Origin of the sequence: Promicromonospora umidemergens, assembly GCF_024171995.1 — a bacterium.
GTDB lineage: Bacteria > Actinomycetota > Actinomycetes > Actinomycetales > Cellulomonadaceae > Promicromonospora > Promicromonospora umidemergens.
The window spans coordinates 162,680-185,060 of record NZ_JAMTCT010000004.1 but is presented as its reverse complement, the minus strand read 5'-3'; the positions used below and the strand labels follow the sequence as shown (position 1 = coordinate 185,060).

The window sequence follows — 22,381 nt, the reverse complement described above, 5'->3', positions numbered from 1 at the left end:
CTGAGAGAATGATCGCGCAGGTCAAGGCCAGCGCAGTCAGGGCCGACCGGCTTCTGGTGCTGGCCCTCGGGCCGTTGGGGTTCATCGTGGCCGATGATGCCATGTTCCAGCGGCCGATTCGTGCCCCGACAGACAGAGGTCTGGTCACGGACGTCACGTTCTACGCGAAGTGCTGAGGCCCGGCGCTTCGTTACGCTAGCCGTGGACAACAACAGCACATCGGTCGAACCGTTCCGGCTCGAACCGTGCCCCCGCACGTGGGGGAGCCGACGGGAGGCAATCGATGACACAGCAGGCGGATGCGGTCCGCGAGGTGGTAGGACCGGTGGTCGAGGCCGCGGGGCTGCACCTCGAGGAGGTGACCGTCGTCCAGGCGGGCGGCAAGTCGGTGGTGCGGATCACCGTCGACCTGCCGGCCGACGCCGTGGGTAGCCTGGACTCCGACGCGCTCGGCGAGGTCGCGCGTGCCATCTCGGCGGCTCTGGACGAGGACGACGTCGTCGCCGGCGCCTACACGCTGGAGACCTCGACGCCGGGGACCTCCCGGCCGCTGACCGAGCTGCGGCACTTCAAGCGCGCCCGGACCCGGCTGGTGACGCTGAAGATGATGGACGGCAGCCGCGTCGAGGGCCGGTTGACCGACGTGCTCTCGGACGGCGACGGCGACGCCCTGGTGCTCGACGGCGACAGGCGGATCCCGGTGGGCGACGTCCGCCGGGGCAAGGTCGAGGTAGAGCTCAAACGGCTCGACGACGCCCAGGATGCCGAGGCGGGTGAACTGGGCGAGAGTGCAGATGGAGACACCGACGACGACTCGGACGGTGCTGGTTCGGACAACGCGACCGAGGGTTCCCCCGGCCGCAACGAGGAAGGCTGACATGGACATCGACATGACCACCCTGCGGATGCTGGAGCGGGAGAGGGACCTCAGCCTGGACGTCCTCGTCGCGGCCATCGAGCAGGCGCTCCTCTCGGCCTACCACCGCACCCCGGACGCCTACAACCGGGCCCGCGTCGAGGTGGACCGCTCGTCGGGCCACGTGACGGTGTGGGCGCGCGAGGAGCTGCCCGTCGCCACGGACCCCGACGACCCCGAGGCGCGCCCCGCCGTGGAGTTCGGGCCCGAGTTCGACGACACGCCGCAGGACTTCGGCCGCATCGCCACGGCCACCGCCCGCCAGGTGATCGTGCAGCGGCTGCGTGACGCCGAGGACGACCAGGTGCTCGGCACGTTCCGCGGCAAGGAGGGCGAGGTGCTCGCCGGCGTCGTCCAGCAGGGCCGGGACCCGCGCATGGTCCTCGTGGACGTGGGTGGCACCGAGGCGGTGCTGCCGCCGCACGAGCAGGTGCCGACCGAGGAGTACGTGCACGGCGAGCGGCTGCGTGCCTACGTGGTCGAGGTCAGCCGCGGGATGAAGGGCCCCCAGATCACGCTGAGCCGTACGCACCCGAACCTGGTGCGCAAGCTCTTCGAGCTCGAGGTCCCGGAGATCGCCGACGGGTCGGTGGAGATCACCGCCATCGCCCGCGAGGCGGGGCACCGCACCAAGATGGCGGTCCGCACCCGGGTGGCCGGGCTGAACGCCAAGGGCGCCTGCATCGGCCCGATGGGCGCCCGCGTGCGGGCGGTGATGGCCGAGCTGGCCGGCGAGAAGATCGACATCGTCGACCACAGCGACGATCCCGCCGCGTTCGTGTCGAGCGCTCTGTCGCCCGCACGTGTGTCATCTGTCACAGTGGTTGACGCCGACATGCGTGCCGCGCGCGCCATCGTGCCCGACTACCAGCTGTCCCTCGCGATCGGAAAAGAGGGGCAGAACGCCCGTCTCGCCGCGAAGCTGACAGGTTGGCGCATCGACATCCGTTCCGACGAGGCTGCCGACTCCGACACAGGTGGCACGGCTGCCGGCGCACAGGGCGGTCGGTAACGCCCGGTGGGTCGGCGCGGTAGACTGTCTGAGTCTGGGCCACGTGCCCGTCCTTCGACATACCCCGTTCCGCCCGTCAAGGGTCCGGTGCGCACGTGCGTCGGATGTCGGGGGCGCGACCAGCGGTCTGCACTCCTGCGTCTGGTGCTGGACGACTCGATGCATGGTGACGCCGTGGCAGGTGCACGGCGCATCGTCGTCGACGTCCGTGCCTGCTTGCCGGGTCGCGGTGCCTGGGTTCACCCGGAGCCGCGGTGCCTGGAGCTCGCCGAGCGTCGCAGGGCCGTACCACGCGCACTGCGCGTCGACGGGCCCCTCGACCTCGGTGAGGTACGAGCACATCTTGGCCAGTGAGTGCGAGGGCCGCAGGACTGTCCCGACCGGGCGCAACCGTGCGTCCGGCCGAACCAAGCGATTCGTCGACAAGGAAGCGGGTCAGAAGCCGATGGGCACCCGATGAGTCCCCAGCGATGAGTACTCAGTACTAACGGTGGTCCTCCCTGTCTTGGGACGGACCGAGACAGGAGAGTTGTGGCAAAGGTCCGCGTCTACGAGCTCGCTAAGGAGCTCGGAGTGGAAAGCAAGGCCCTGCTGGCCGAGTTGAAGTCGGCAGGCGAATACGTTCGCTCGGCGTCGTCGACGCTCGAGCCGCCCGTCGTGCGGCGCATGCGCGACAAGTTCCCCGCCGGTGGCGGCGGCTCGTCCGACAAGGGTGCAGCGGCCAGGCCCGCGAACAGCGCGCCCAAGCCGGCCGCGAAGCCCGCGGCCCAGAAGCCGGTCGAGCCGACCCCGGCACCGGCCCCCGCGCCGGCACCGAGGAAGCCCGAGGCCGAGGCCGCGCCCACTCCGGCGCCCGCCCCGGCTCCGAGCCCGGCCCCGGCACCGAGCCCCGCGCCGGCGGCACCCGCCCCGGCTCCGGCTCCGGCAGCCGACGAGTCCCCGGCGGCGCCTGCGGCGTCCGCCAGGCCTGCCGCAGGCCCCAAGCCCGGTGCGCCGAAGCCTGCCGCGGCACCCAAGCCCGGTGCGCCCAAACCGCCCGCAGCGCCCTCCGGCGCGCGTCCGGGCCGGGACGGCGGCCGTGGTGGCCGCCCCGGTGGCGGCAACCCGCGTCCGGGCAACAACCCGTTCGCGACCAGCCAGGGCATGCCCCGGCCCGGTAGCCGCGGTGGCCGCCCGGGTGCAGGTGCCGGTGCCGGCGCCGGTGCGGGTGCAGGCACCAGCGATCGTCCCGCCGGTGGTAACCCGCGTCCGGGCAACAACCCGTTCGCGACCAGCCAGGGCATGCCCCGTCCGGGGCAGCGTCCCGAGCGCACCGAGGCTCCCAGCGGCGAGCGCTCGGGCGGTCCCCGCCCGGGTGGTCCCCGTCCTTCGGCTCCCCGTCCCGGTGGCACCGGTGGCGGCGGTCCGCGCCCGAACCCCGGCATGATGCCGGGCAAGACCTCCATGCCGCGTCCGGGCGACCGCCCGGCTCCGGGTGGCGGTCGTGGTCGTCCGGGTGGCGGCGGTGGCGGTCGTCCCGGCGCCGGTGGCGCCGGTGCAGGCGCTCCGGGTCGTCCCGGTGGCGGTGGCGGCTTCAGCGGCCCGCGTCGCGGTGCCGGCGGTCGTGGTGCGACGCAGGGTGCCTTCGGGCGCGCCGGCGGCAAGCCGGTCCGTGGGCGTAAGTCGAGGCGGGCGAAGCGCCAGGAGTTCGAGGCCATGCAGGCCCCGTCGCTCGGTGGCGTGCAGGTTCCCCGCGGCAACGGCACCACCACTGTCCGGCTGCGTCACGGCGCCTCGCTGAACGACTTCGCGGACAAGATCGACGCGAACCCCGCGGCGCTCGTGACCGTGCTGTTCCACCTGGGCGAGATGGCCACGGCCACGCAGTCGCTCGACGAGGACACGTTCACCACGCTGGCCACCGAGCTCGGCTACCAGATCGAGATGGTCTCGGCCGAGGAGGAGGACCGCGAGCTGCTCGGGGCCTTCGACATCGACCTGCGTGCCGAGGAGGCCGACGAGTCCGACGAGGACCTGGCCGCACGTCCGCCGGTCGTGACCGTCATGGGTCACGTCGACCACGGTAAGACCAAGCTGCTGGACGCGATCCGCAAGTCGGACGTGGTGGCAGGCGAGCACGGCGGGATCACGCAGCACATCGGTGCGTACCAGATCACGCACGAGCACGAGGGCACCGAGCGTGCGATCACGTTCATCGACACCCCGGGTCACGAGGCCTTCACCGCTATGCGTGCCCGTGGTGCGCAGGTGACCGACATCGCGATCCTCGTGGTCGCGGCCGACGACGGTGTGATGCCCCAGACGGTCGAGGCGGTGAACCACGCGCAGGCTGCAGGTGTGCCGATCGTGGTCGCGGTCAACAAGATCGACGTCGAGGGTGCGAACCCGGCGAAGGTGCGTCAGCAGCTCACCGAGTACAACCTGGTGGCTGAGGAGTACGGCGGCGACACGATGTTCGTCGACGTCGCCGCGAAGCCGGGCATCGGCATCGACGGCCTGGTCGAGGCAGTCCTGCTGACCGCAGACGCTGCCCTGGACCTGCGCGCCAACCCGTCGAAGGACGCGCGCGGCGTGGCCATCGAGGCGAACCTCGACAAGGGCCGTGGCCCGGTCGCGACCGTGCTGGTCCAGTCGGGCACGTTGCACGTGGGTGACGCGATCGTCGCCGGAACGGCCTACGGCCGCGTCCGTGCGATGTTCGACGAGCACGGCAACTCGGTCGAGGCGGCCACCCCGGCCCGCCCCGTCCAGGTGCTGGGTCTGACCAGCGTCCCGGGTGCCGGCGACACGTTCCTCGTGGCGCCGGACGACCGGACCGCCCGTCAGATCGCCGAGAAGCGCCAGGCGGCAGAGCGTGCAGCGACGCTGGCCAAGCGTCGCAAGCGGATCAGCCTCGAGGACTTCGACGTCGAGCTCAAGAAGGGCAAGGTCGAGAGCCTCAACCTCATCCTCAAGGGCGACGTGTCCGGTGCCGTCGAGGCACTGGAGGACGCGCTGCTCAAGATCGATGTGGGCGAGGAGGTCGAGCTGCGTGTCATCCACCGCGGTGTGGGTGCCATCACGCAGAACGACGTCAACCTTGCCACGGTCGACAGCGCCGTGATCATCGGCTTCAACGTGAAGTACGGCGAGCGCGTCGAGGAGCTGGCGGAGCGCGAAGGCGTCGACGTCAAGTTCTACTCGGTCATCTACCAGGCGATCGAGGACGTCGAAGCAGCCCTCAAGGGCATGCTCAAGCCGGAGTACGAGGAGGTCCAGCTCGGATCCGCGGAGATCCGTCAGGTCTTCCGTTCCTCGAAGTTCGGGAACATCGCCGGTTCGATGGTTCGTTCGGGCAGCATCCGCCGCAACTCGAAGGCGCGTGTGCTCCGCAACGGGACGGTCGTGGGGGACAACCTCACCATCGAGTCGCTGCGTCGCGAGAAGGACGACGTCACCGAGGTCCGCGAGGGCTTCGAGTGCGGTATCGGTCTCGGGTCGTTCAACGACGTCAACGAGGGCGACACCATCGAGACGTTCGAGATGCGCGAGAAGCCGCGCGTCTGACGCTGATGGCTCATTGAGTGCGGGGTGTCCGCCCGGCCGGCTCGTCCGGACCGGGCGGATGCCCCGCACTCACGCTGAAAGGATTGGTTCATGGTCGATAATCCACGGTCTCGCAAGCTCGCCGACCGCATCAAGGTGATCGTCGCGCAGATGATCGACACGAAGATCAAGGACCCGCGGCTCGGCTTCGTGACGATCACGGACGTCCGGGTGACGGGAGACCTGCAGAACGCCTCGGTGTTCTACACGGTCTACGGCTCGGACGAGGACCGCGAGGGAACGGCTGCGGCGCTGAAGAGCGCCACGGGCCTGATCCGCTCGGAGGTGGGCAAGCAGACGGGCATCCGCCTGACGCCCACCGTCGAGTTCCACCTCGACTCCGTGCCCGACACCGCCGCCAACCTCGACGCCGCCCTGATCGAGGCTCGCAAGCGCGACGCCGAGCTCGAGGCGCTGCGTGCCGGTGCCCGGTACGCGGGCGACGAGGACCCCTACAAGAAGCCGCGCGAGGACGACGAGGTCGAGTGACCTCCGACCTCACGCTCGCGCGTGACATCGCCGCCGCCTGCTGCCTCACCGGGACGTTCACGCTCCGGTCGGGCCAGGCGGCGTCGTCGTCCCCGGACACCGCGCGGCACCCCTGAGTCACGAGATACTGGTACCCATGATTTCCCCCACTCCGCAGGCGCCGGTGCGCCGCCCCACGGCCGCCGACGGGTTCGTCGTCGTCGACAAGCCGCAGGGCTGGACCAGCCACGACGTCGTCGGGCGGATGCGACGGCTCGCCGGGACACGGAAGGTCGGCCACGCCGGGACGCTGGACCCCATGGCGACGGGCGTGCTCGTGCTGGGCATCGGCAAGGCGACCCGGCTGCTCACCTACGTGGTGGGCGCCGACAAGGACTATGACGCCACGATCCGGCTGGGGGTGGCGACCACCACGGACGACGCGGAGGGCGCCGTCGCCGCGCTGGGGGACCCGGGCGCCGTCGAACGGGTGGACCGCGCGGCGCTGGACGCCGCGATCGCCGATCTCACGGGCGACATCCAGCAGGTCCCGACGAAGGTGTCCGCGATCAAGGTGGACGGCAGGCGCGCGTACGCGCTGGTCCGGGCGGGTCAGGAGGTCGTGCTCCAGGCGCGGCCCGTCACCGTGTCCCGGTTCGGCGTCCTGGACGTCCGCACGGCCACGGCGGCCGTTCCCGACGGCGACCCGGGTGACGTCTACGTGGACGACCCCGCCGACCGGGATCCCGACGCGCGGCCGGGCGTGGCGCCGACCGCCGGGGAACCGGGCGACGGCCCGACGCGCGACGTGCCGGTGGTCGACGTCGACGTGCGCGTGACCGTCTCCTCCGGCACCTACGTGCGCGCCCTGGCGCGTGACCTGGGTGCCGCGCTCGGCACCGGTGGCCACCTGACGATGCTGCGCCGGACCCGCGTGGGCGGCTACGAGCTGGCCGGCGCCAGGACGCTGGAACAGCTGGAGGAACAGGCCGACGCCGACGGCACGCTGGCCACGCTCCCGCTGGCCGAGGCCGCCCGGGCCACGTTCCCGGTGCGCGAGCTCGACGACGACGAGGTGCGCGCTCTCGGCTACGGCCAGTGGGTGCAGCCGTCCGGCCGCCCCGAGGTGCTGGCGGCGCTGTCGCCGTCGGGCGTGCTGGTGGCGCTGCTGGAGGACACCCGCCGGCGGGGCGAGAACGTCGCCAAGCCGGTGCTGGTGCTCGCTCCGGCGAGCTGAGCCACCGGCCGGCGATCCGCTTGCGACCGGTGCGGTGTTTCACCGGGCACACGACTGCTGAAACACGCCGTAGGCTTTTGGGGATCGGTGCGGGAGGTCGTGTGAGCGGCCCCGCACCAGCGCCACCCGATTCATGAGGAGCAACCCGCGTGCAGCTGTGGACGGACCTGGAACAGGTTCCCCCGGGATTCGGGCCGTCAGTGGTGACGATCGGCAACTTCGACGGCGTCCACCGCGGCCATCAGGCGGTGCTCGACCGAATCCTCCGGCTCGCCCGCGGGGAGTCGGCCAGGGCCGTCGCCGTGACGTTCCACCCGCACCCGGCGGCGGTGCACCGGCCGGATTCGGCCCCTGAGCTGATCACCGGGCTCGAGGACCGGCTGGCGCTCATGGAGCGCACGGGTCTCGACGCGACGTTGCTGGTCGGGTACACCCTCGACTTCGCCGCCCAGACGCCGGAGGAGTTCGTCGCCCGGTACCTCGTGGACGGCCTGGGCGCCCGCACGGTGGTCGTGGGGCACGACGTGCGCTTCGGCAAGCAGAACGCCGGCACGCTGGACACGATGGTGGAGCTCGGTGGTCAGCACGGGTTCGAGGTGGTCGCCATCGACGACGTCGGCGACTTCCCGCAGCCCGAGGGCGACGGGCACCATCGGTGGTCGTCGACGGCGGTGCGCGCGCTGCTCGCGGAGGGCGACGTCGACCAGGCCGCCGACGTGCTCGGCCGCCCGCACCTCGTGCGCGGCACCGTGGTGCACGGCGACGCAAGGGGTCGCGAGCTGGGCTTCCCGACCGCCAACCTCGGCGACATCACCGGGCTCGTCCCTGCCGACGGCGTCTACGCGGGCTGGCTGCGCCGGGGCGTGGCAGCGACCTGCGCGAGCCTCGCCGGGCCCGAGGGGGACCGGGCCGCGGTGTCGGGTGCCGGGATGGGACAGGAGGAGATCCTGCCCGCCGCGATCTCCGTCGGCACCAACCCGACGTTCAACGGCGTCGAGCGACGCGTCGAGGCGTACGTGCTGGACCGCACCGACCTCGACCTGTACGACCAGACGGTCGCGCTCGAGTTCGTGGCCCACCTGCGACCCACGCTCCGGTTCGACGGCATCGAGCCGCTCGTCGTCCAGATGAACGACGACGTCGCGCGCGCCCGGAAGATCCTGCGGGCGTAGTGCTCGGCGAGGACGGTGGGCGGTCGGACGACCGCCGATCTTCGTCCTGTGCACGGTGGTGCACGCATGCTTGACTATGGATCGCCCAGATACGGGCATACAGGACGGGCGGGCGTGGGGTGGTCCGCGCCGTCAAACAGGGGACAGGGACGCGTGTGGTGACGTGGCTGAGTGTGACAGCCAGCGGGAGGCCGGGTGCAGCACGGGTGGTTGCGGCGGTCGGTGCCGCCGTGATCGTGCTCGCCGGCTGCGGGCCGGGCGAGCCAGTGGTGCACAGGGACGACCGAGAGCACCCGCTGCGGGTGCTGGTGGGGGGGGCGGGGGTAACAACCTTGCGGTCCCGGACGGTGTCCGCACCGGTGACCCATGGACGGCGTCGTTCGGGCAGTTCACACCGTGCGTCATGACCGGTGAAGAACCACTGACGGTCACGGACGTGACGTGGAGGGCCGACTCCGGGCTCGAACCGACGTCGGTCGAGACCTACGTCGTGACCTTCGACGGGGCGACGTTCGCCCCGTCCCCGGGCATCATCGGGACGCCTGCGGAGCCGGTGTCTCCTGAGTCGTGGGGGGACATCGGGATGCTCGAGGTCCGCGAGGACATCGTGGGATACGAGGCGACCATCCCGTGCGCCCGGTTCGGCCATCGCACAGACCCGGTCGACGAGTTTTACGTCACTCTCAGCACGGACGGTGGTGGAGTGCTGGTGCGTGACCTCCGCTTCCACTACCGGACGCCGGACGGGGAGGAGCTCATCCTGCAGTCCGAGTGGGACATGGGCATGTGCGGTCCCGAGATGCCCGAGGAGGAGTGCCCTCCGTGAACTTTCAAGCCACGCACGGAGCCACGCGGCGGGGATGGCAGGGGGTGAGCGCTTGGTCGGGGCTGCAGCCGGTCTGAGGGCTGAACCAGCGCCATGCTCCGCTGCTACAGCGGATCGGACGACATCGCGGCCGTGAGCGTTCCATCAAACTAAGATCTGATCTCAGTAAGATCCGATCTTAGTTAAACGCTCTAGTCCGAGTGCGGGGAGACGTTTCCGGGTCTCGCGCGTTGAGGTGGGCATGACGTCCCTCGAACTGTCCGACCTGCTCGTCGGGTACGGCGGCCACGCCGTCTGCCCGCCGGTCTCGCTCACTCTGGCCCCTGGCGACGTCGTCGCCGTGATCGGCACCAACGGCACCGGCAAGTCCACCCTGCTGCGCACCGTGCTCGGCCTGCAGGAGCCGCTGTCCGGGACGGTCAGCGCCTTCGGCCGCGTCGTGGACGAGCGCGAGCGGCACTTCCGCGCCCGCGTCGCCGGCGTGCTGGACGACGACGCGTTCTTCCCCGGCGTGACCGTCCGGGAGCACCTCGTGCTCACCGCGCGCGGCCACGGCGTTCCCGACGCCGGCGTCGTCACCGACCAGGTGCTCGACCACGTGGGCATCACCGGGCACGGCGGCGCCATGCCGCACACCCTCTCGTCCGGGCAGCGCCGCCGGTTCCTGCTGGCCAGCGCCCTGGTGCGGCCCCGGGACCTGCTCGTGCTCGACGAGCCGGAGCAGCGCCTCGACACCGCCATGCGCGCCCGCCTCGCCGGCCTGCTGCGGGCCGAGGCCGACGCAGGCACGGCGGTCCTGTTCGCCACGCACGACGACCGGCTCCTGGCCGGGACCGGCGCGAGCGCCCTGCTCCTGTCCGACGACGGCGCCGTCATGCTGCCCCCGGACGAGGCGCCGGGCGTGCTGGCGGGTTTCCGGTGACGGGCGAGCAGCCGGGCACCGCCGCGGACCATCCGGTGCTCCCACGGCCCGTCGGAGACGAGGACGAGCGCCTCACCGGCGCCGAGCTGCGCCGCCTGACCGCGCGCGTGCGCGCCCACAACCTGCCCGCCGAGGCGGGCCGGGTCGCCATGGACGTCGGCGAGGTGGTGGTCTCGCTCGCGCTCGCCGCGCTGTACGTGTGGGGGTTCGGCGCCCCCGTGCGGGAGCTGCTCGAGTCCGACGCCACCCGGTTCGGCCTCGGGCCCGGCCTGGTCCAGGCGCTGGTCCTCGCGCTGGCGGCCATCGCGGGCACCGTGCTCGCCCTACGGCTCGGGCCGGCCGGCCTGCCCGCCGCCGGGGTGCGCTGGTGGGTGCCCACCCCGGCCGACCGGGCCGGGCTGACCTCGCCGTCGGTGGTACGCACGGTGCTCATCGGGATCGGCGCGGGCCTCGTCGTCGGCGGCCTGCCCGCGGCGTTCGTGGGCGTCGGCCTCGCCGGGATCCTCGTCGACGCGGCACTCGGCGGGGCCCTCGGGCTCCTTGTCGTCGCAGGGACCGGCGTGCTGCAGGTGACCGGTGCGGCGTCGGGCAGCATGCCGGGGCGGGTGCTCAACCTCCTGCTCGCCGCGGTGCCGCTGGCCGGGCTCGGGGTGGCCCTCTGGGCGCCGGAATGGACCGCCTGGGCCGTGCCGTGGCCCGTGCCCGCCGGGCTGGTCGTGGTCGGGGGCGCTGCGCTCGCCTTCTGGGCGACCCGCCTGGACCGCCTCCGGGCCGGTGAGCTGAGGGCCCGCGCGTCCGCGGCGATGCAGGTCTCGGCAGCCCTGCTCTCGCTCGACAGCGGCGGCATGAGCCGGGCACTCGGTGCGGGCCAGACGGCGTCCCGCGTGCTGCCCTGGATCCCCGGCACGGCGCGGGGCCCGGCCGGCGCGCTGCTCGCAGCGGACGCCACGCTCCTGGCTCGCTCGCCCTCCGCGCTCGCCGGGCTGGTCGCTCTCGCCGCGACCGGGGCATTCGTCGTGCAGGTGCCCGCGCTGGCCGACGGGATCGGGCTGTGGGCGGTGCTCGCCCTCGCCGGGTACGCGGGTGCGATCGCCGGTGCGGTGGGCCCCCGGTCGGCGGGGGAGAACCCTCGCCTGGACTCCCTTGTGCCGCTGGGGGCACGTGCCACCAGGGCCGTTCGTACGGCGTGGCCGGTGCTGACCTCCGCGGTCGTCCTGCTGGCCGTCGCAGCGGGGGTCGGGGGCGGGCAGTGGCTCGTGCTGGGTGGCCTCGCCGCCGTCGTGCTCGGGGCCGCCGCTGTGCGGACCGCCTACCGCGGGCCGGTGCCGTGGGACGTCCCGATGATCGCGACGCCGGCGGGTGGTGTGCCGACGGGACTTGTGCTGCACCAGCTCAAGGGCCTGGACCTGGCGGTGCTCGGCACGCTCCCGCTGGCGTGGGTGGTGGTCTCCGGGACGGTGCCGCCGTCGATGGTCGCGCTGCAGGCGGCGTTCGCGGTCGGGGCGGTGCTGTGGGCGGTGCACGTCAAGCGCACCGACTGACTCGTCAGAGCCACAGGTCGCCCGGGTGGCCTGTGGCTCCGACAAGCCGGGCGGGATGATTCGGCCCTGGCCGAATCGGTCACCGGCGCCGGTCCCGCGGCTCTCTCAGTGGTGAAAGACCTTCACCCCAGCGAAGGAGAGACCATGGTCCAGACCACGCAGGCGCCGCCCCAGGGCGACCCGAACCGCGCGCCGCACGAGGAGGTCGACCTGGCGCAGACGCCGGCCGGCCGCACGGTGTGGCGCATCGGGCACGGCGGGGTGTTCGTGCCCTCGATCGGCGCCGACCCGGCCGCGCCGCAGCGCAGCACGGCGACGCTCCTGCCCCGCACCGAGGCGGCGGTGCGCCGCGACCTGCGTGAGCACCGGTTCGACGCGACGACGGCGTTCGACTACCTGCTCAGTGGTTCGGCCGGGCGCTTTCCGCACGCGCACCTGCCCGGCGGCCACCGTCTCGACGAGACCAAGGATGCCCTCACCCGGCTCGGCTCCGCCCTGATCGAGCCTGCGGCCGCGCCGGCCGGACGTGACTCGACCATCCCGTCGGTCTACACGTACTGGGGCCAGTTCATCGACCACGACATCACGCTCAACACGAACGGCCCCGACGACGGTGCCGGCCCGGGCGGCGACCGGGCGCTCGGGGACATCGTCAGCAACCCGTTCCGCACGTTCGGCCCGCGCACCGTCGTGCGCAGCCTGCACAACGGGCGCAACCCGCTGCTCGACCTCGACAGCCTGTACGGCTCCGGGCCGCGGTTCGAGGGCGAGCCGGACCGCGGTGCCACCCGGAGCGAGGCGGCGTACGTGCCGGGCTCGGCCAAGCTGCGGCTCGGCAGGATCTCCACCGATGCCATACCCGGGTTCGAGGTCGTGGCGCCCGGCGACGACCCGCAGCGCGACCTGCCGCGCAGCACCGAGCCGGGCAGCGAGCGCATGCCGCTGATCCCGGACGGCCGCAACGACGAGAACCTGGTCCTCGCGCAGTTCCACGTGGCGCTGATCCGGTTCCACAACGCGACCGTCGACTGGGTCGCGCGGCACGAGCCGTGGGCGGCGATCACCCAGCGCGACCTGTTCGACAGGGCGCAGCAGCTCGTCCGGTTCCACTACCAGTGGCTGGTGGTCCACGACTACCTGCGCACCCTCACCAAGCCCGGTGTGCTGGACGCGGTGCTGGCCACCGGGCCGACGCTGTTCCGGCCCACCCGGCGCGTGGCGATGCCGCTGGAGTTCGCGGTGGCGGCGTTCCGGTTCGGGCACTCGATGGTGCGGGGTACGTACGACTTTAACGTGAACTTCACGCGGAACGGTCCCGGCGGCGTCGCATCGCTCGACCAGCTGTTCCGGTTCACGGGCAGCGGCGGGCTGTCACCGGACCCCGCGAGCCCGCTGCCCGCGCTGCCGTCGAACTGGCCGGTCGACTGGACACGACTGACGGACAAGGGCGACCCGGCGGCGTTCCGCATGGCTCGCAAGATCGACCCGTTCCTTGCCGACGGCCTCGGGGACATGCTGAACGAGGGCACCGGCGCTTCGGGGCCGGTGAAGGCGCTGCTGAAGCAGCTGGCGCAACGCAACCTGCTGCGTGGGTACATGCTGGCGATCCCGACGGGCGAGGCGGCCGCGGCCGAGCTCGGGGTGCGTCCGCTCAGCCCGGAGCAGCTGCGGCGGAACGCGTCACCCGAGCTGGTCGCCGCGCTCGACGGCCTCGACGGCACGCCGCTGTGGTACTACGTGCTCAAGGAGGCAGAGGTCCAGGGCAACGGCAACTTCCTGGGTGAGGTCGGCAGCCGCATCCTCGTGGAGACGTTCGTCTACCTGCTGGAGCTGGACGACGAGTCGTACCTGCGTCGCCCTCGTCCCGGCTGGACCCCGGCGTACGGCGTCCGGTTCGACGACCGGCGCCTCGTCACGACGGTCTCCGACCTGCTGGCGTTCGCGGGTGTCCTCCCCGTCGCGCACGACGACGCAGGGGCGCCGGTCTTCCGGCGCGACGGCGGGAGCTACGCGGGCCACGACGGGGCGTGAGGGGCGGGTGGCGGAGAGCTGGACTCCGGTCTGGCCGGACCGGAGACCAGGGCCATAGGTGACCGGCCCCTTTCGTCGTCGGGCAGAGCGCCTCAACACTGGTAATGTGGTATTGCCGTCTGAACGGCCGCGGATCGAGAGCGCCCGGTGAACAAGTCCCGGAGCACCGCGCAACGACACTGAAGGAGAGCCATGCCGCTCGACACTGCCACGAAGCAGCAGATCATTTCCGAGTACGGGACCAAGCCGGGCGACTCGGGCTCACCGGAGGTGCAGATCGCGCTCCTCACGCAGCGCATCAAGGACCTCACCGAGCACCTCAAGGAGCACAAGCACGACCACCACAGCCGTCGTGGTCTGCTGCTCCTCGTGGGCCAGCGCCGTCGTCTCCAGGGTTACCTCAAGGGGATCGACATCGCGCGCTACCGCGCCCTCGTCGACAAGCTCGGCCTGCGCCGCTGACATGACGCCCACCAGCCCGGCCCCCGCTGCGGGGGCCGGGCTGGTCTGGTGAGATAGATGCTGTAGTACGACAACAACGCGCCGCCCGTGACCTCGTCCGGTCTTCGGTAGTGGCTTCCCGAACCCCTCGCCTCCGGCGAGCGGTGGTTCGGTAGGCCTCGATCGATGACCGTCGGGCACGGGGCGTTCCAACAGAACACCCCAACAGAAGGAGGGCACCCGTGGAGGGTCCCGAGATCCAGTTCGCCGAGGCCGTCATCGACAACGGTCGCTTCGGCACCCGTACCGTCCGGTTCGAGACCGGACGCCTCGCCAAGCAGGCCGGTGGCGCTGTCGCCGCGTACCTCGACGGCGAGACCATGCTGCTGTCGACCACGACGGCCGGCAAGCACCCCAAGGACCAGTTCGACTTCTTCCCCCTGACGGTGGACGTCGAGGAGCGGATGTACGCCGCCGGTCGTATCCCCGGCTCGTTCTTCCGTCGCGAGGGCCGCCCGTCGACCGACGCGATCCTGACCTGCCGCCTGACCGACCGCCCGCTGCGCCCCCTGTTCGTCAAGGGCCTGCGCAACGAGGTCCAGGTCGTCCTGACCGTCATGGCGCTGCACCCCGACGACGCGTACGACACGCTGGCGATCAACGCCGCGTCGGCGTCGACCCAGATCTCCGGCCTGCCGTTCGACGGCCCGATCGGTGCGGTCCGCATCGCACTGGTCGACGGCCAGTGGGTCGCGTTCCCCAAGTACTCCGACAAGGAGCGCGCGGTCTTCGACATGGTCGTCGCCGGGCGCACCGTGACGGCTGCCGACGGCTCGACCGATGTGGCTATCGCCATGATCGAGGCCGAGGCCACCGACAACGCGTGGACGCTCATCAAGAACGACGGCGTCGCACCGCCGACCGAAGAGGTCGTCGCAGAGGGCATCGAGGCGGCCAAGCCGTTCATCAAGGCCCTGTGCGAGGCGCAGGCGCAGCTCGCCGCGCAGTCCGCCAAGGAGACGCAGGAGTTCAAGCTCTTCCCGGACTACCAGGACGACAGCTACGCCGCCGTCGAGGCCGCGGTCTCCGCGCCGACGCGCGAGGCGCTGACCATCGCGGACAAGCAGGACCGCGAGAACAAGCTCGACGAGATCAAGGCTGCCGTGCACGAGCAGCTCGACGCCCAGTTCGAGGGCCGCGAGAAGGAGCTGTCGGCGGCGTTCCGCTCGCTGCAGAAGCAGCTCGTGCGCCAGCGCGTCCTGACCGACGGTGTCCGCATCGACGGTCGTGGCCTCGCGGACATCCGCACCCTCTCGGCCGAGGTCGAGGTGCTGCCCCGCGTGCACGGTTCGGCGATCTTCGAGCGCGGCGAGACCCAGATCATGGGTGTCACCACGCTGAACATGCTCCGGCTGGAGCAGACGATCGACTCGCTCGGTCCGGTGACGCGCAAGCGCTACATGCACAACTACAACTTCCCGCCGTACTCGACCGGTGAGACCGGTCGCGTGGGCAGCCCGAAGCGCCGCGAGATCGGCCACGGTGCGCTCGCCGAGCGTGCCCTGGTGCCGGTCCTGCCGAGCCGCGAGGAGTTCCCGTACGCGATCCGTCAGGTGTCCGAGGCTCTCGGCTCCAACGGTTCGACGTCGATGGGCTCCGTCTGCGCGAGCACGCTGTCGCTGCTGAACGCCGGTGTGCCGCTGCGCGCCCCGGTCGCGGGCATCGCGATGGGCCTCGTGTCCGACAGCGTGGACGGCGAGACCCGCTACGCCGCGATGACCGACATCCTGGGCGCCGAGGACGCGTTCGGCGACATGGACTTCAAGGTCGCCGGTACCAAGGAGTTCATCACCGCCATCCAGCTCGACACCAAGCTCGACGGCATCCCCGCCTCGGTGCTCGGTGCTGCGCTCGGCCAGGCCCGTGACGCCCGCCTGACGATCCTCGAGGTGCTCGACGAGGCGATCGACACGCCCGACGAGATGTCCCCGAACGCCCCGCGCGTCATCACGGTGAAGGTCCCCGTCGACAAGATCGGCGAGGTCATCGGCCCGAAGGGCAAGATGATCAACCAGATCCAGGAGGAGACGGGCGCGGACATCTCCATCGAGGACGACGGCACCGTCTACATCGGTGCCACCGACGGCCCGTCGGCCGAGGCCGCCCGCGCGGCGATCAACGCGATCGCCAACCCGCACGTGCCCGAGGTGGGCGAGCGGTTCGTCGGAACGGTCGTCAAGACGACGTCGTTCGGCGCCTTCATCTCGCTGTCGCCCGGCAAGGACGGCCTGCTGCACATCAGCCAGATCCGCAAGCTCGTCGGCGGCAAGCGTGTCGAGAACGTGGACGACGTGCTGTCCATCGGCCAGAAGGTCCAGGTCGAGATCGGTGAGATCGACCCGCGCGGCAAGCTGTCGCTGGTCGCCGTCACCGACGAGGACGAGTCGGCTGCGGCCGACTCCGCGAAGGTGGACGACACCGCACCCGTGTCGGCTGACCTGGACGTCTGACATGACCTGGCACCTGCCGCTCGTCCCTGCGGGCGAGCCCGGTGCCGAGCTGACCGTCGGGCAGGACGGGGCGACCATTCGTCGCTCCGTCCTGCCCGGCGGTGTCCGTGTACTCAGCGAGCACATGCCGGGCCAGCGCTCGGCGACGATGGGTGCATGGATCGGCGTCGGCTCACGGGACGAGACCGACGGCCACTTCGGCTCGACGCACTTCTTGGAGCACCTGCTCTTCAAGGGGACCGCCCGGCGGTCCGCGATGGACATCGCCGAGGCGTTCGACGCCGTCGGCGGTGAGGCGAACGCGGCCACCGGCAAGGAGCACACCTGCTACTACGCGCGGGTGCTGGACTCCGACCTGCCGATGGCGGTCGACGTCATCTCCGACATGCTCACCTCCGCGCGGCTCGACGCCGACGAGCTCGAGACCGAGCGCGGCGTGATCCTCGAAGAGCTCGCGATGGACGACGACGACCCGACCGACGTCGCGCACGAGCAGTTCTCCGCCGTCGTCCTGGGCGACCATGCGCTGGGCCGCCCGATCGGCGGCACGCCCGAGACGATCAACGCCGTCCCGAGGGACGCCGTCTGGGACCACTACCGCTGGAACTACCGGCCGGAGACCCTCGTGGTCACGGCTGCGGGCGGGATCGACCACGACAAGCTCGTGCAGCAGGTCACGCAGGTGCTGACCGACGGAGGGTGGGACCTCGACGCCGCCGCCGTACCGTGCGACCGCCGGGTCTCCACGGAGGACCGGGCCGGTGTGCCGGAGGCCGGTGCGGAGCTGACCATCACACGCCAGGTCGAGCAGGCCAACATCATCGTGGGCTCGACGGGCATCGCGGCGACGGACGACCGGCGCTTCGCGCTGTCCGTGCTGAACGCGGTGCTGGGCGGCGGCATGTCGTCCCGGCTCTTCCAGGAGATCCGCGAGAAGCGGGGCCTGGCGTACTCGACGTACTCGTTCGCCTCCGCGCACGGCGGGCTGGGGACGTTCGGGCTGTACGCGGGCTGCGCGGCCGCCAAGGTGGACCAGGTCACCGCCCTGCTCGTCGAGGAGCTCGAGAAGCTCGCGCACGACGGGATCACCGAGGCCGAGCTGAAGCGGTCGATGGGGCAGCTCTCCGGCGGTACGGTGCTCGGGCTGGAGGACTCCGGCGCGCGGATGAGCCGCCTGGGCAAGGCCGAGCTCGTGTACGGCGACCTGCTCTCGCTCGAGGAGTCGCTGGAGCGCATCCAGTCGGTGACGGCGAAGGATGTCCAGGCCCTTGCGGAAGACCTGGCCTCGCGCCCGAGGTCGATAGTCCGCGTAGGCCCCTTCGGCCCCTGACCGTTGGTTGCCCACAACGAAAGGTGGAATCGTGAGTGACATCAAGGTTGCCGTGCTCGGTGCGGCAGGGCGCATGGGAACGCAGGCCTGTGCGGCGGTCGAGGCCGCGGACGGCCTCGACCTGGTGGCGAGACTGGACCACGGAGACACCGTCTCCCGCGACACGCTCGCCGGGGCCGACGTCGCCGTGGACTTCACCGTTCCCGCCGTCACCGAGGCCAACGTGCACGCGGTGCTCGACGCGGGCGTGCACGCCGTGGTGGGCACCACCGGCTGGGACGACGACTCGCGTGCCCGGGTCGCCGCGCACCTCGCGGAGCTGTCCCCGAGGGGGACGGGCGGCCGGGGCTCGCTCGGCGTGCTCATCGCCCCGAACTTCGGGCTGTCGGCGGTGCTGGCGATGACTTTCGCCGCGAAGGCCGCGCGTTACTTCGAGTCCGCAGAGGTCATCGAGCTGCACCACCCGAACAAGGTGGACGCGCCGTCGGGGACCGCGCGGCACACTGCCGCCGCCATCGCCACGGCCCGCGCCGAAGCAGGTCTCGGGCCGTCGCCGGACGCGACCGAGGCGGGCTGGGAGGCACGCGGGGCCGACGTCGACGGGGTGCGCGTGCACGCCGTGCGGCTGCGTGGGCTCGTGGCGCACGAGGAGATCCTCTTCGGCAACGAGGGCGAGCAGCTGATCATCCGGCAGGACTCGTTCGACCGGGCCTCGTTCATGCCCGGCGTGCTGCTCGCGGTCCGGTCGGTGGTGTCGCGACCGGGGCTGACCGTCGGGCTCGAGCACGTGCTGGACCTGTCGTGAGCGGTTCCCCGACCGGCGACCAGACCGACCGCCCGAGCCAGAGTCCCCGCAAGCCGCCGGCGTCGGGCCGAAAGGTGCCAAAGGGCCTGCTGGGCACGCTGGCCGTGACGGCGCTGCTCGTGCTGTACGTGTGGCAGATCGCCGGACGCGGCATCGCGATGATCCGCACGGGCGAGCCGGTGCTGATCGGCATCGGCCTGGGCGTGCTGATCATCCCGCTCCTGGTCATCGGGCTGATCGTGCGCGAGTACCGGCTCGCGGCGACGGTGCAGACCATGGCCGACACGCTGTTCGCCGAGGGGAACCTTCCCGTGGACGACCTGCCGCGCTCGCCCGGCGGGCGCATCGACCGGTCAGCCGCGGACGAGGCGTTCGAGCCGCGCCGGGCCGCCGTCGAGGCCGCGCCGGAGGACTGGCGAGCCTGGTACCACCTGGCGTTCGCGTACGACGGGTCGGGCGACCGCCGTCGGGCCCGTGAGTCGCTGCGCAAGGCGGCGGGACTCTACCGGGCGCCGTAGCGCGCGACCATCGTGGCGACCGCGTCGTCGACGGCGCGGGCCGTCTCGGCGTCGGTGGGGTTCCAGCCGACGACGGTCAGGCGGGGCCAGAACGTGAAGTTCGAGATCATCCCCATGAACTGGGTGGTGGCGGCCACGGGGTCCTCGATGCGCGCGGCCCCTGCGTCGTGCTCGGTGGCGAGATACCGCCGCACCGAGTCGAAGAACGGCATCTTGCCGACGTCGAAGTGGGTCTCGGCGAGCCCCGGGAAGCGCGGCATCTCGGCGATGACGATGCGGTACAGGCCGACCATCTCGGGCCGGGACATCAGGGCGGCGTACCTGCGCCCGTACTCGGCCAGCCCGCTGCCGAGGTCGCCGGACGCCGGCTCGGGGCGCTCGTCGCCGTCCGGGTTCCAGTGCTCCTTGACCATCGACTCGAACAGCTGGGCCTTGGTGGGGAACTGCTTGAACAGCGTGGCCTTGGACACCTCCGCGGCCTCGGCCACCCGGGCCAGCGACGTGCCTGCGTAGCCGTTGTCCAGGAACAGGCTGGTGGCGGCGGCGATGATCGCCGCGCGCTTCTGCTCCGCGAGCTGCTGGTGGTACGTCCCGGTGCCGGTCGCCATGGGCCCATCATGCCTCAGGCTATGAGGTGAGTCGCTTGACTCACCTCTACGGCCGCGCCTACTCTGACCAAGAGGTAAGCCACTCGACTCATAACTAGCTAAGGACCGGCTCGTGCAGCGATTCGAGAACAAGACAGTCATCGTCACCGGCGCCGGGGGCGGCATGGGCGTCAGCCACGTGCGCGCCTACCACGCGGAGGGCGCCAACGTGGTGATCGCCGACCGCGATACCGAACGGGGCGCGGCCCTCGCCGCCGAGCTGGGGGACCGGGCCGTGCACGTGGCGCTGGACATCACCAGCGAGGCGCAGTGGGCGGCTGCCGTCGCGACCACCGAGGAGCGGTTCGGTCCCGTCTCCGTGCTGGTGAACAACGCGGGGATGCAGCAGCCGGCGGCGCCGATCGAGCACCTGGACGCCGAGGCGTTCCGGCGCACGCTGGACGTCAACGTGACCGGCCAGTTCCTGGGCATCCGCGCGGTGACGCCGTCCATGCGGCGCGGCGGCGGGGGCGCCGTCGTCAACATCTCCTCGACCATGGGCAACGTCGGCACGGCGTACTACGCGGCCTACACGGCCAGCAAGTGGGCGGTGCGCGGCCTGACCCGGTCGGCCGCGCTGGAGCTGGGCCGCGACGGGATCCGGGTCAACTCGGTGCACCCCGGCGTCGTCTCCACGCCGCTGATCAACTCGCCGACCGCCGAGGGCGAGCGTCCCATCGCGGACCTCTACTCGCCCGAGCCGTTCGCCGTGCCGCGGCTGGGGGAGCCGGCCGAGCTCTCGCGGCTCGTGCTCTTCCTGACCTCGGCGGATGCCGCATTCGCCACGGGCTCGGAGTTCGTGCTCGACGGCGGCCTGCTGCTCGGGCCGGCCCTGCGCTACGAGACCGCGAACGAGGCCGCGACCGAGGCCGCGTGATGGACGACGCCGCGCGACGAGCCGTCGAGATCACCCCGGCCGCCTCGACCCGGCAGCGGATCATCGACATCACCACGACGGGCCGGCGCACCGGCCTGCCCCGCCGGATCGAGATCTTCTTCTACCACGTGGCCGGACGCACCTACCTGTGCAGCGGCACGGTCGACCGGCCGAGCTGGTACGTCAACCTGGTGGCCGAGCCCGCCTTCACCTTCCACCTCAAGCACGGCGTGCGGGTGGACCTGCATGCCACGGCGCGGCCGGTCACCGACGAGCCGGAGCGGCGCGCGGTGCTGTCCGAGATCGTCGCCGACCTGAACCAGCCCGCCAACCCGGGGCACCTGGCCCAGCCGGTGGACCTGGAGGACTGGGTGGGCCGGAGCCGGCTGGTCGAGGTGACGTTCCTGGACTGACCGGCACCCGCACCGCCGGGCGGACCCGCTCGCGTGCGATCGGCAGCTACCGTGGTCGCCGGCGGGTGCCCTAGAGCGCCCGCAGCCGCTCGAGCAGCGGTTCCGCCGCCTCGGCGAGGAAGCGGTCCTGGTTGTGGTCGCCCACCTGCACGACCGAGAGGTCGGTGAAGCCGGCGTCCAGGAACGGCCGGGCGCTCTCGGCCAGCTTGTCCAGGTCCGGTCCGCAGGCGATCGACGACGCCACGTCCTCCGGTCGCACGAACTGCGTGGCTCCCGTGAACCCGGCGGGCGTCGGCAGGTCGGCGTTCACGGACCACCCGCCGCCGAACCAGCGAAACTCGGCGTGGGCGCGCTCGATCGCCTTCTGCTCGTCCGGGTCCCAGCACACCGGCAGCTGCCCGATCGCGCGCGAGCCGCCCGGATGCTTGTCGTTCCAGTCCTTGACGACCTCCGCGTCGGGCGTGGCCTGGACCAGGTGGTCGCCGAGCGGCGCGAACCGCTTGACCCCGTGCTCGCCGGAGACGGCGATGCCGAGCTGGACCCCGGCGTCCGGCACGTCCCAGAGCCGTGCCGAGTCGACGCGGAAGTGCTGACCCTCCCACGTGACGAGCTCGCCCGTGAGGAGCTCCCGGATGATGTGGGTGGCCTCCTCGAGCAGGTCGTGCCGCACGGCGATGCTGGGCCAGCCGTCGCCGATCACGTGCTCGTTGAGATTCTCGCCGGCGCCGAGCCCGAGGATGAAGCGGCCGCCGGCCAGCAGCTGGAGGGTCGCCGCCTGCTGGGCCACCACTGCCGGGTGGTACCGCATCGTCGGACAGGTCACGAAGGTCATCAGCTCGACCCGCTCCGTCGCCTGGGCGACCGCTCCAAGGAGCACCCACGCGTTCGGCGCGTGCCCCTGCTCGGCCAGCCAGGGGGAGTAGTGGTCGCTCGACACCTCGAAGTCGAAGCCGGCCGCCTCGGCGGCCACGGCGTACTGCAGCAGCTCGCGCGGCCCGCTCTGCTCGGTCATGAGGGTGTACCCGATACGCATGAGGGCTCCTTCCTGCGTCTTCCTCACGACGATAGGCAGGGTGGTCGCCGCTCGCCCCTCGGTTCCCCGCGATCCTGGCGGTGGAGAGACCCGGCGT

At 71.7% G+C, this 22,381-nt stretch carries 21 protein-coding genes; 19 read left to right on the top strand and 2 right to left on the bottom strand.

Annotated features, from left to right (window positions below; genetic code table 11):
- Positions 1–8: 8 nt before the first annotated feature.
- The 17 genes from APR04_RS09220 to APR04_RS09140 all read left to right on the top strand — a co-directional run bounded on the left by APR04_RS09220 (position 9) and on the right by APR04_RS09140 (position 19,314).
- On the top strand, positions 9–176 hold the full coding sequence (locus APR04_RS09220) for a hypothetical protein (RefSeq protein ID WP_253869435.1): 168 nt from the start codon (positions 9–11) through the stop codon (positions 174–176).
- Between the two features lie 107 nt (positions 177–283).
- Entirely contained in the window at positions 284–877 is a 594-nt protein-coding gene (rimP, locus tag APR04_RS09215) for a ribosome maturation factor RimP (RefSeq protein ID WP_253869434.1), read from the top strand.
- A gap of 1 nt (position 878) precedes the next feature.
- On the top strand, positions 879–1,928 hold the full coding sequence (gene nusA / locus APR04_RS09210; RefSeq protein WP_253869433.1) for a transcription termination factor NusA: 1,050 nt from the start codon (positions 879–881) through the stop codon (positions 1,926–1,928).
- A gap of 6 nt (positions 1,929–1,934) precedes the next feature.
- A complete protein-coding gene (locus APR04_RS30445) occupies positions 1,935–2,282 on the top strand; it encodes a YlxR family protein (protein WP_308292334.1) in 348 nt (115 codons plus the stop codon).
- Between the two features lie 177 nt (positions 2,283–2,459).
- The gene (infB, locus tag APR04_RS09200) at positions 2,460–5,474 is read left to right on the top strand and encodes a translation initiation factor IF-2 (protein ID WP_253869431.1); all 3,015 of its coding nucleotides are present in this window, start codon (positions 2,460–2,462) and stop codon (positions 5,472–5,474) included.
- Between the two features lie 90 nt (positions 5,475–5,564).
- On the top strand, positions 5,565–6,002 hold the full coding sequence (gene rbfA / locus APR04_RS09195) for a 30S ribosome-binding factor RbfA (protein WP_253869430.1): 438 nt from the start codon (positions 5,565–5,567) through the stop codon (positions 6,000–6,002).
- Positions 6,003–6,138: 136 nt separating this feature from the next.
- On the top strand, positions 6,139–7,218 hold the full coding sequence (gene truB / locus APR04_RS09190) for a tRNA pseudouridine(55) synthase TruB (protein WP_253869429.1): 1,080 nt from the start codon (positions 6,139–6,141) through the stop codon (positions 7,216–7,218).
- A 149-nt stretch (positions 7,219–7,367) separates the two neighbouring features.
- Complete coding sequence (locus tag APR04_RS09185) at positions 7,368–8,390, top strand: bifunctional riboflavin kinase/FAD synthetase (RefSeq protein ID WP_253869428.1); 1,023 nt, start codon at positions 7,368–7,370, stop codon at positions 8,388–8,390.
- A gap of 403 nt (positions 8,391–8,793) precedes the next feature.
- The gene (locus APR04_RS09180; RefSeq protein ID WP_253869427.1) at positions 8,794–9,216 is read left to right on the top strand and encodes a hypothetical protein; all 423 of its coding nucleotides are present in this window, start codon (positions 8,794–8,796) and stop codon (positions 9,214–9,216) included.
- A 241-nt stretch (positions 9,217–9,457) separates the two neighbouring features.
- A complete protein-coding gene (locus tag APR04_RS09175; protein WP_253869426.1) occupies positions 9,458–10,138 on the top strand; it encodes an ABC transporter ATP-binding protein in 681 nt (226 codons plus the stop codon).
- Complete coding sequence (locus APR04_RS09170; RefSeq protein ID WP_253869425.1) at positions 10,135–11,679, top strand: DUF6297 family protein; 1,545 nt, start codon at positions 10,135–10,137, stop codon at positions 11,677–11,679. The genes APR04_RS09175 and APR04_RS09170 overlap by 4 nt, the downstream gene beginning before the upstream one ends.
- Before the next feature lie 144 nt (positions 11,680–11,823).
- Positions 11,824–13,710, top strand: coding sequence for a peroxidase family protein (locus APR04_RS09165; RefSeq protein ID WP_253869424.1), 1,887 nt, complete (start codon positions 11,824–11,826; stop codon positions 13,708–13,710).
- A 192-nt stretch (positions 13,711–13,902) separates the two neighbouring features.
- On the top strand, positions 13,903–14,172 hold the full coding sequence (gene rpsO / locus APR04_RS09160; RefSeq protein ID WP_253869423.1) for a 30S ribosomal protein S15: 270 nt from the start codon (positions 13,903–13,905) through the stop codon (positions 14,170–14,172).
- 221 nt (positions 14,173–14,393) lie between these two features.
- Positions 14,394–16,661: a polyribonucleotide nucleotidyltransferase gene (locus tag APR04_RS09155; protein ID WP_253869422.1), complete on the top strand. Its 2,268-nt coding sequence runs from the start codon at positions 14,394–14,396 to the stop codon at positions 16,659–16,661.
- A 1-nt stretch (position 16,662) separates the two neighbouring features.
- Complete coding sequence (locus tag APR04_RS09150) at positions 16,663–17,991, top strand: M16 family metallopeptidase (protein ID WP_253869421.1); 1,329 nt, start codon at positions 16,663–16,665, stop codon at positions 17,989–17,991.
- Between the two features lie 31 nt (positions 17,992–18,022).
- Entirely contained in the window at positions 18,023–18,796 is a 774-nt protein-coding gene (gene dapB / locus APR04_RS09145) for a 4-hydroxy-tetrahydrodipicolinate reductase (RefSeq protein ID WP_253869420.1), read from the top strand.
- A gap of 74 nt (positions 18,797–18,870) precedes the next feature.
- A complete protein-coding gene (locus tag APR04_RS09140) occupies positions 18,871–19,314 on the top strand; it encodes a hypothetical protein (RefSeq protein ID WP_372496084.1) in 444 nt (147 codons plus the stop codon).
- Here the strand turns inward: APR04_RS09140 and APR04_RS09135 are convergent.
- Positions 19,299–19,922, bottom strand: a complete 624-nt coding sequence (locus tag APR04_RS09135; protein WP_253869418.1) for a TetR/AcrR family transcriptional regulator — start codon at positions 19,920–19,922, stop codon at positions 19,299–19,301. The genes APR04_RS09140 and APR04_RS09135 overlap by 16 nt on opposite strands.
- 112 nt (positions 19,923–20,034) lie before the next feature.
- On the opposite strand from APR04_RS09135, the gene APR04_RS09130 reads away from it, so the two are divergent.
- Both APR04_RS09130 and APR04_RS09125 read left to right on the top strand, forming a co-directional pair.
- Positions 20,035–20,838 (top strand): glucose 1-dehydrogenase, encoded by an 804-nt coding sequence (locus APR04_RS09130; protein WP_253869417.1) that lies wholly within the window; start codon positions 20,035–20,037, stop codon positions 20,836–20,838.
- Positions 20,838–21,251: a nitroreductase/quinone reductase family protein gene (locus tag APR04_RS09125; RefSeq protein WP_253869416.1), complete on the top strand. Its 414-nt coding sequence runs from the start codon at positions 20,838–20,840 to the stop codon at positions 21,249–21,251. Before APR04_RS09130 ends, APR04_RS09125 begins: the two co-directional genes overlap by 1 nt.
- A 70-nt stretch (positions 21,252–21,321) precedes the next feature.
- On the opposite strand, the gene APR04_RS09120 is transcribed toward APR04_RS09125, so the two are convergent.
- Positions 21,322–22,284: a TIGR03557 family F420-dependent LLM class oxidoreductase gene (locus APR04_RS09120; protein WP_253869415.1), complete on the bottom strand. Its 963-nt coding sequence runs from the start codon at positions 22,282–22,284 to the stop codon at positions 21,322–21,324.
- Positions 22,285–22,381 lie beyond the last annotated feature (97 nt).

Bases quoted from the DNA above. Each gene is read 5' to 3' on its own strand.
- APR04_RS09220 (WP_253869435.1), top strand. From the start codon at position 9: ATGATCGCGCAGGTCAAGGCCAGCGCAGTCAGGGCCGACCGGCTTCTG.
- rimP (WP_253869434.1), top strand. From the start codon at position 284: ATGACACAGCAGGCGGATGCGGTCCGCGAGGTGGTAGGACCGGTGGTC.
- nusA (WP_253869433.1), top strand. From the start codon at position 879: ATGGACATCGACATGACCACCCTGCGGATGCTGGAGCGGGAGAGGGAC.
- rbfA (WP_253869430.1), top strand. From the start codon at position 5,565: ATGGTCGATAATCCACGGTCTCGCAAGCTCGCCGACCGCATCAAGGTG.
- truB (WP_253869429.1), top strand. From the start codon at position 6,139: ATGATTTCCCCCACTCCGCAGGCGCCGGTGCGCCGCCCCACGGCCGCC.
- APR04_RS09180 (WP_253869427.1), top strand. From the start codon at position 8,794: ATGACCGGTGAAGAACCACTGACGGTCACGGACGTGACGTGGAGGGCC.
- APR04_RS09175 (WP_253869426.1), top strand. From the start codon at position 9,458: ATGACGTCCCTCGAACTGTCCGACCTGCTCGTCGGGTACGGCGGCCAC.
- APR04_RS09165 (WP_253869424.1), top strand. From the start codon at position 11,824: ATGGTCCAGACCACGCAGGCGCCGCCCCAGGGCGACCCGAACCGCGCG.
- rpsO (WP_253869423.1), top strand. From the start codon at position 13,903: ATGCCGCTCGACACTGCCACGAAGCAGCAGATCATTTCCGAGTACGGG.
- APR04_RS09150 (WP_253869421.1), top strand. From the start codon at position 16,663: ATGACCTGGCACCTGCCGCTCGTCCCTGCGGGCGAGCCCGGTGCCGAG.
- APR04_RS09135 (WP_253869418.1), bottom strand. From the start codon at position 19,922: ATGGCGACCGGCACCGGGACGTACCACCAGCAGCTCGCGGAGCAGAAG.
- APR04_RS09125 (WP_253869416.1), top strand. From the start codon at position 20,838: ATGGACGACGCCGCGCGACGAGCCGTCGAGATCACCCCGGCCGCCTCG.
- APR04_RS09120 (WP_253869415.1), bottom strand. From the start codon at position 22,284: ATGCGTATCGGGTACACCCTCATGACCGAGCAGAGCGGGCCGCGCGAG.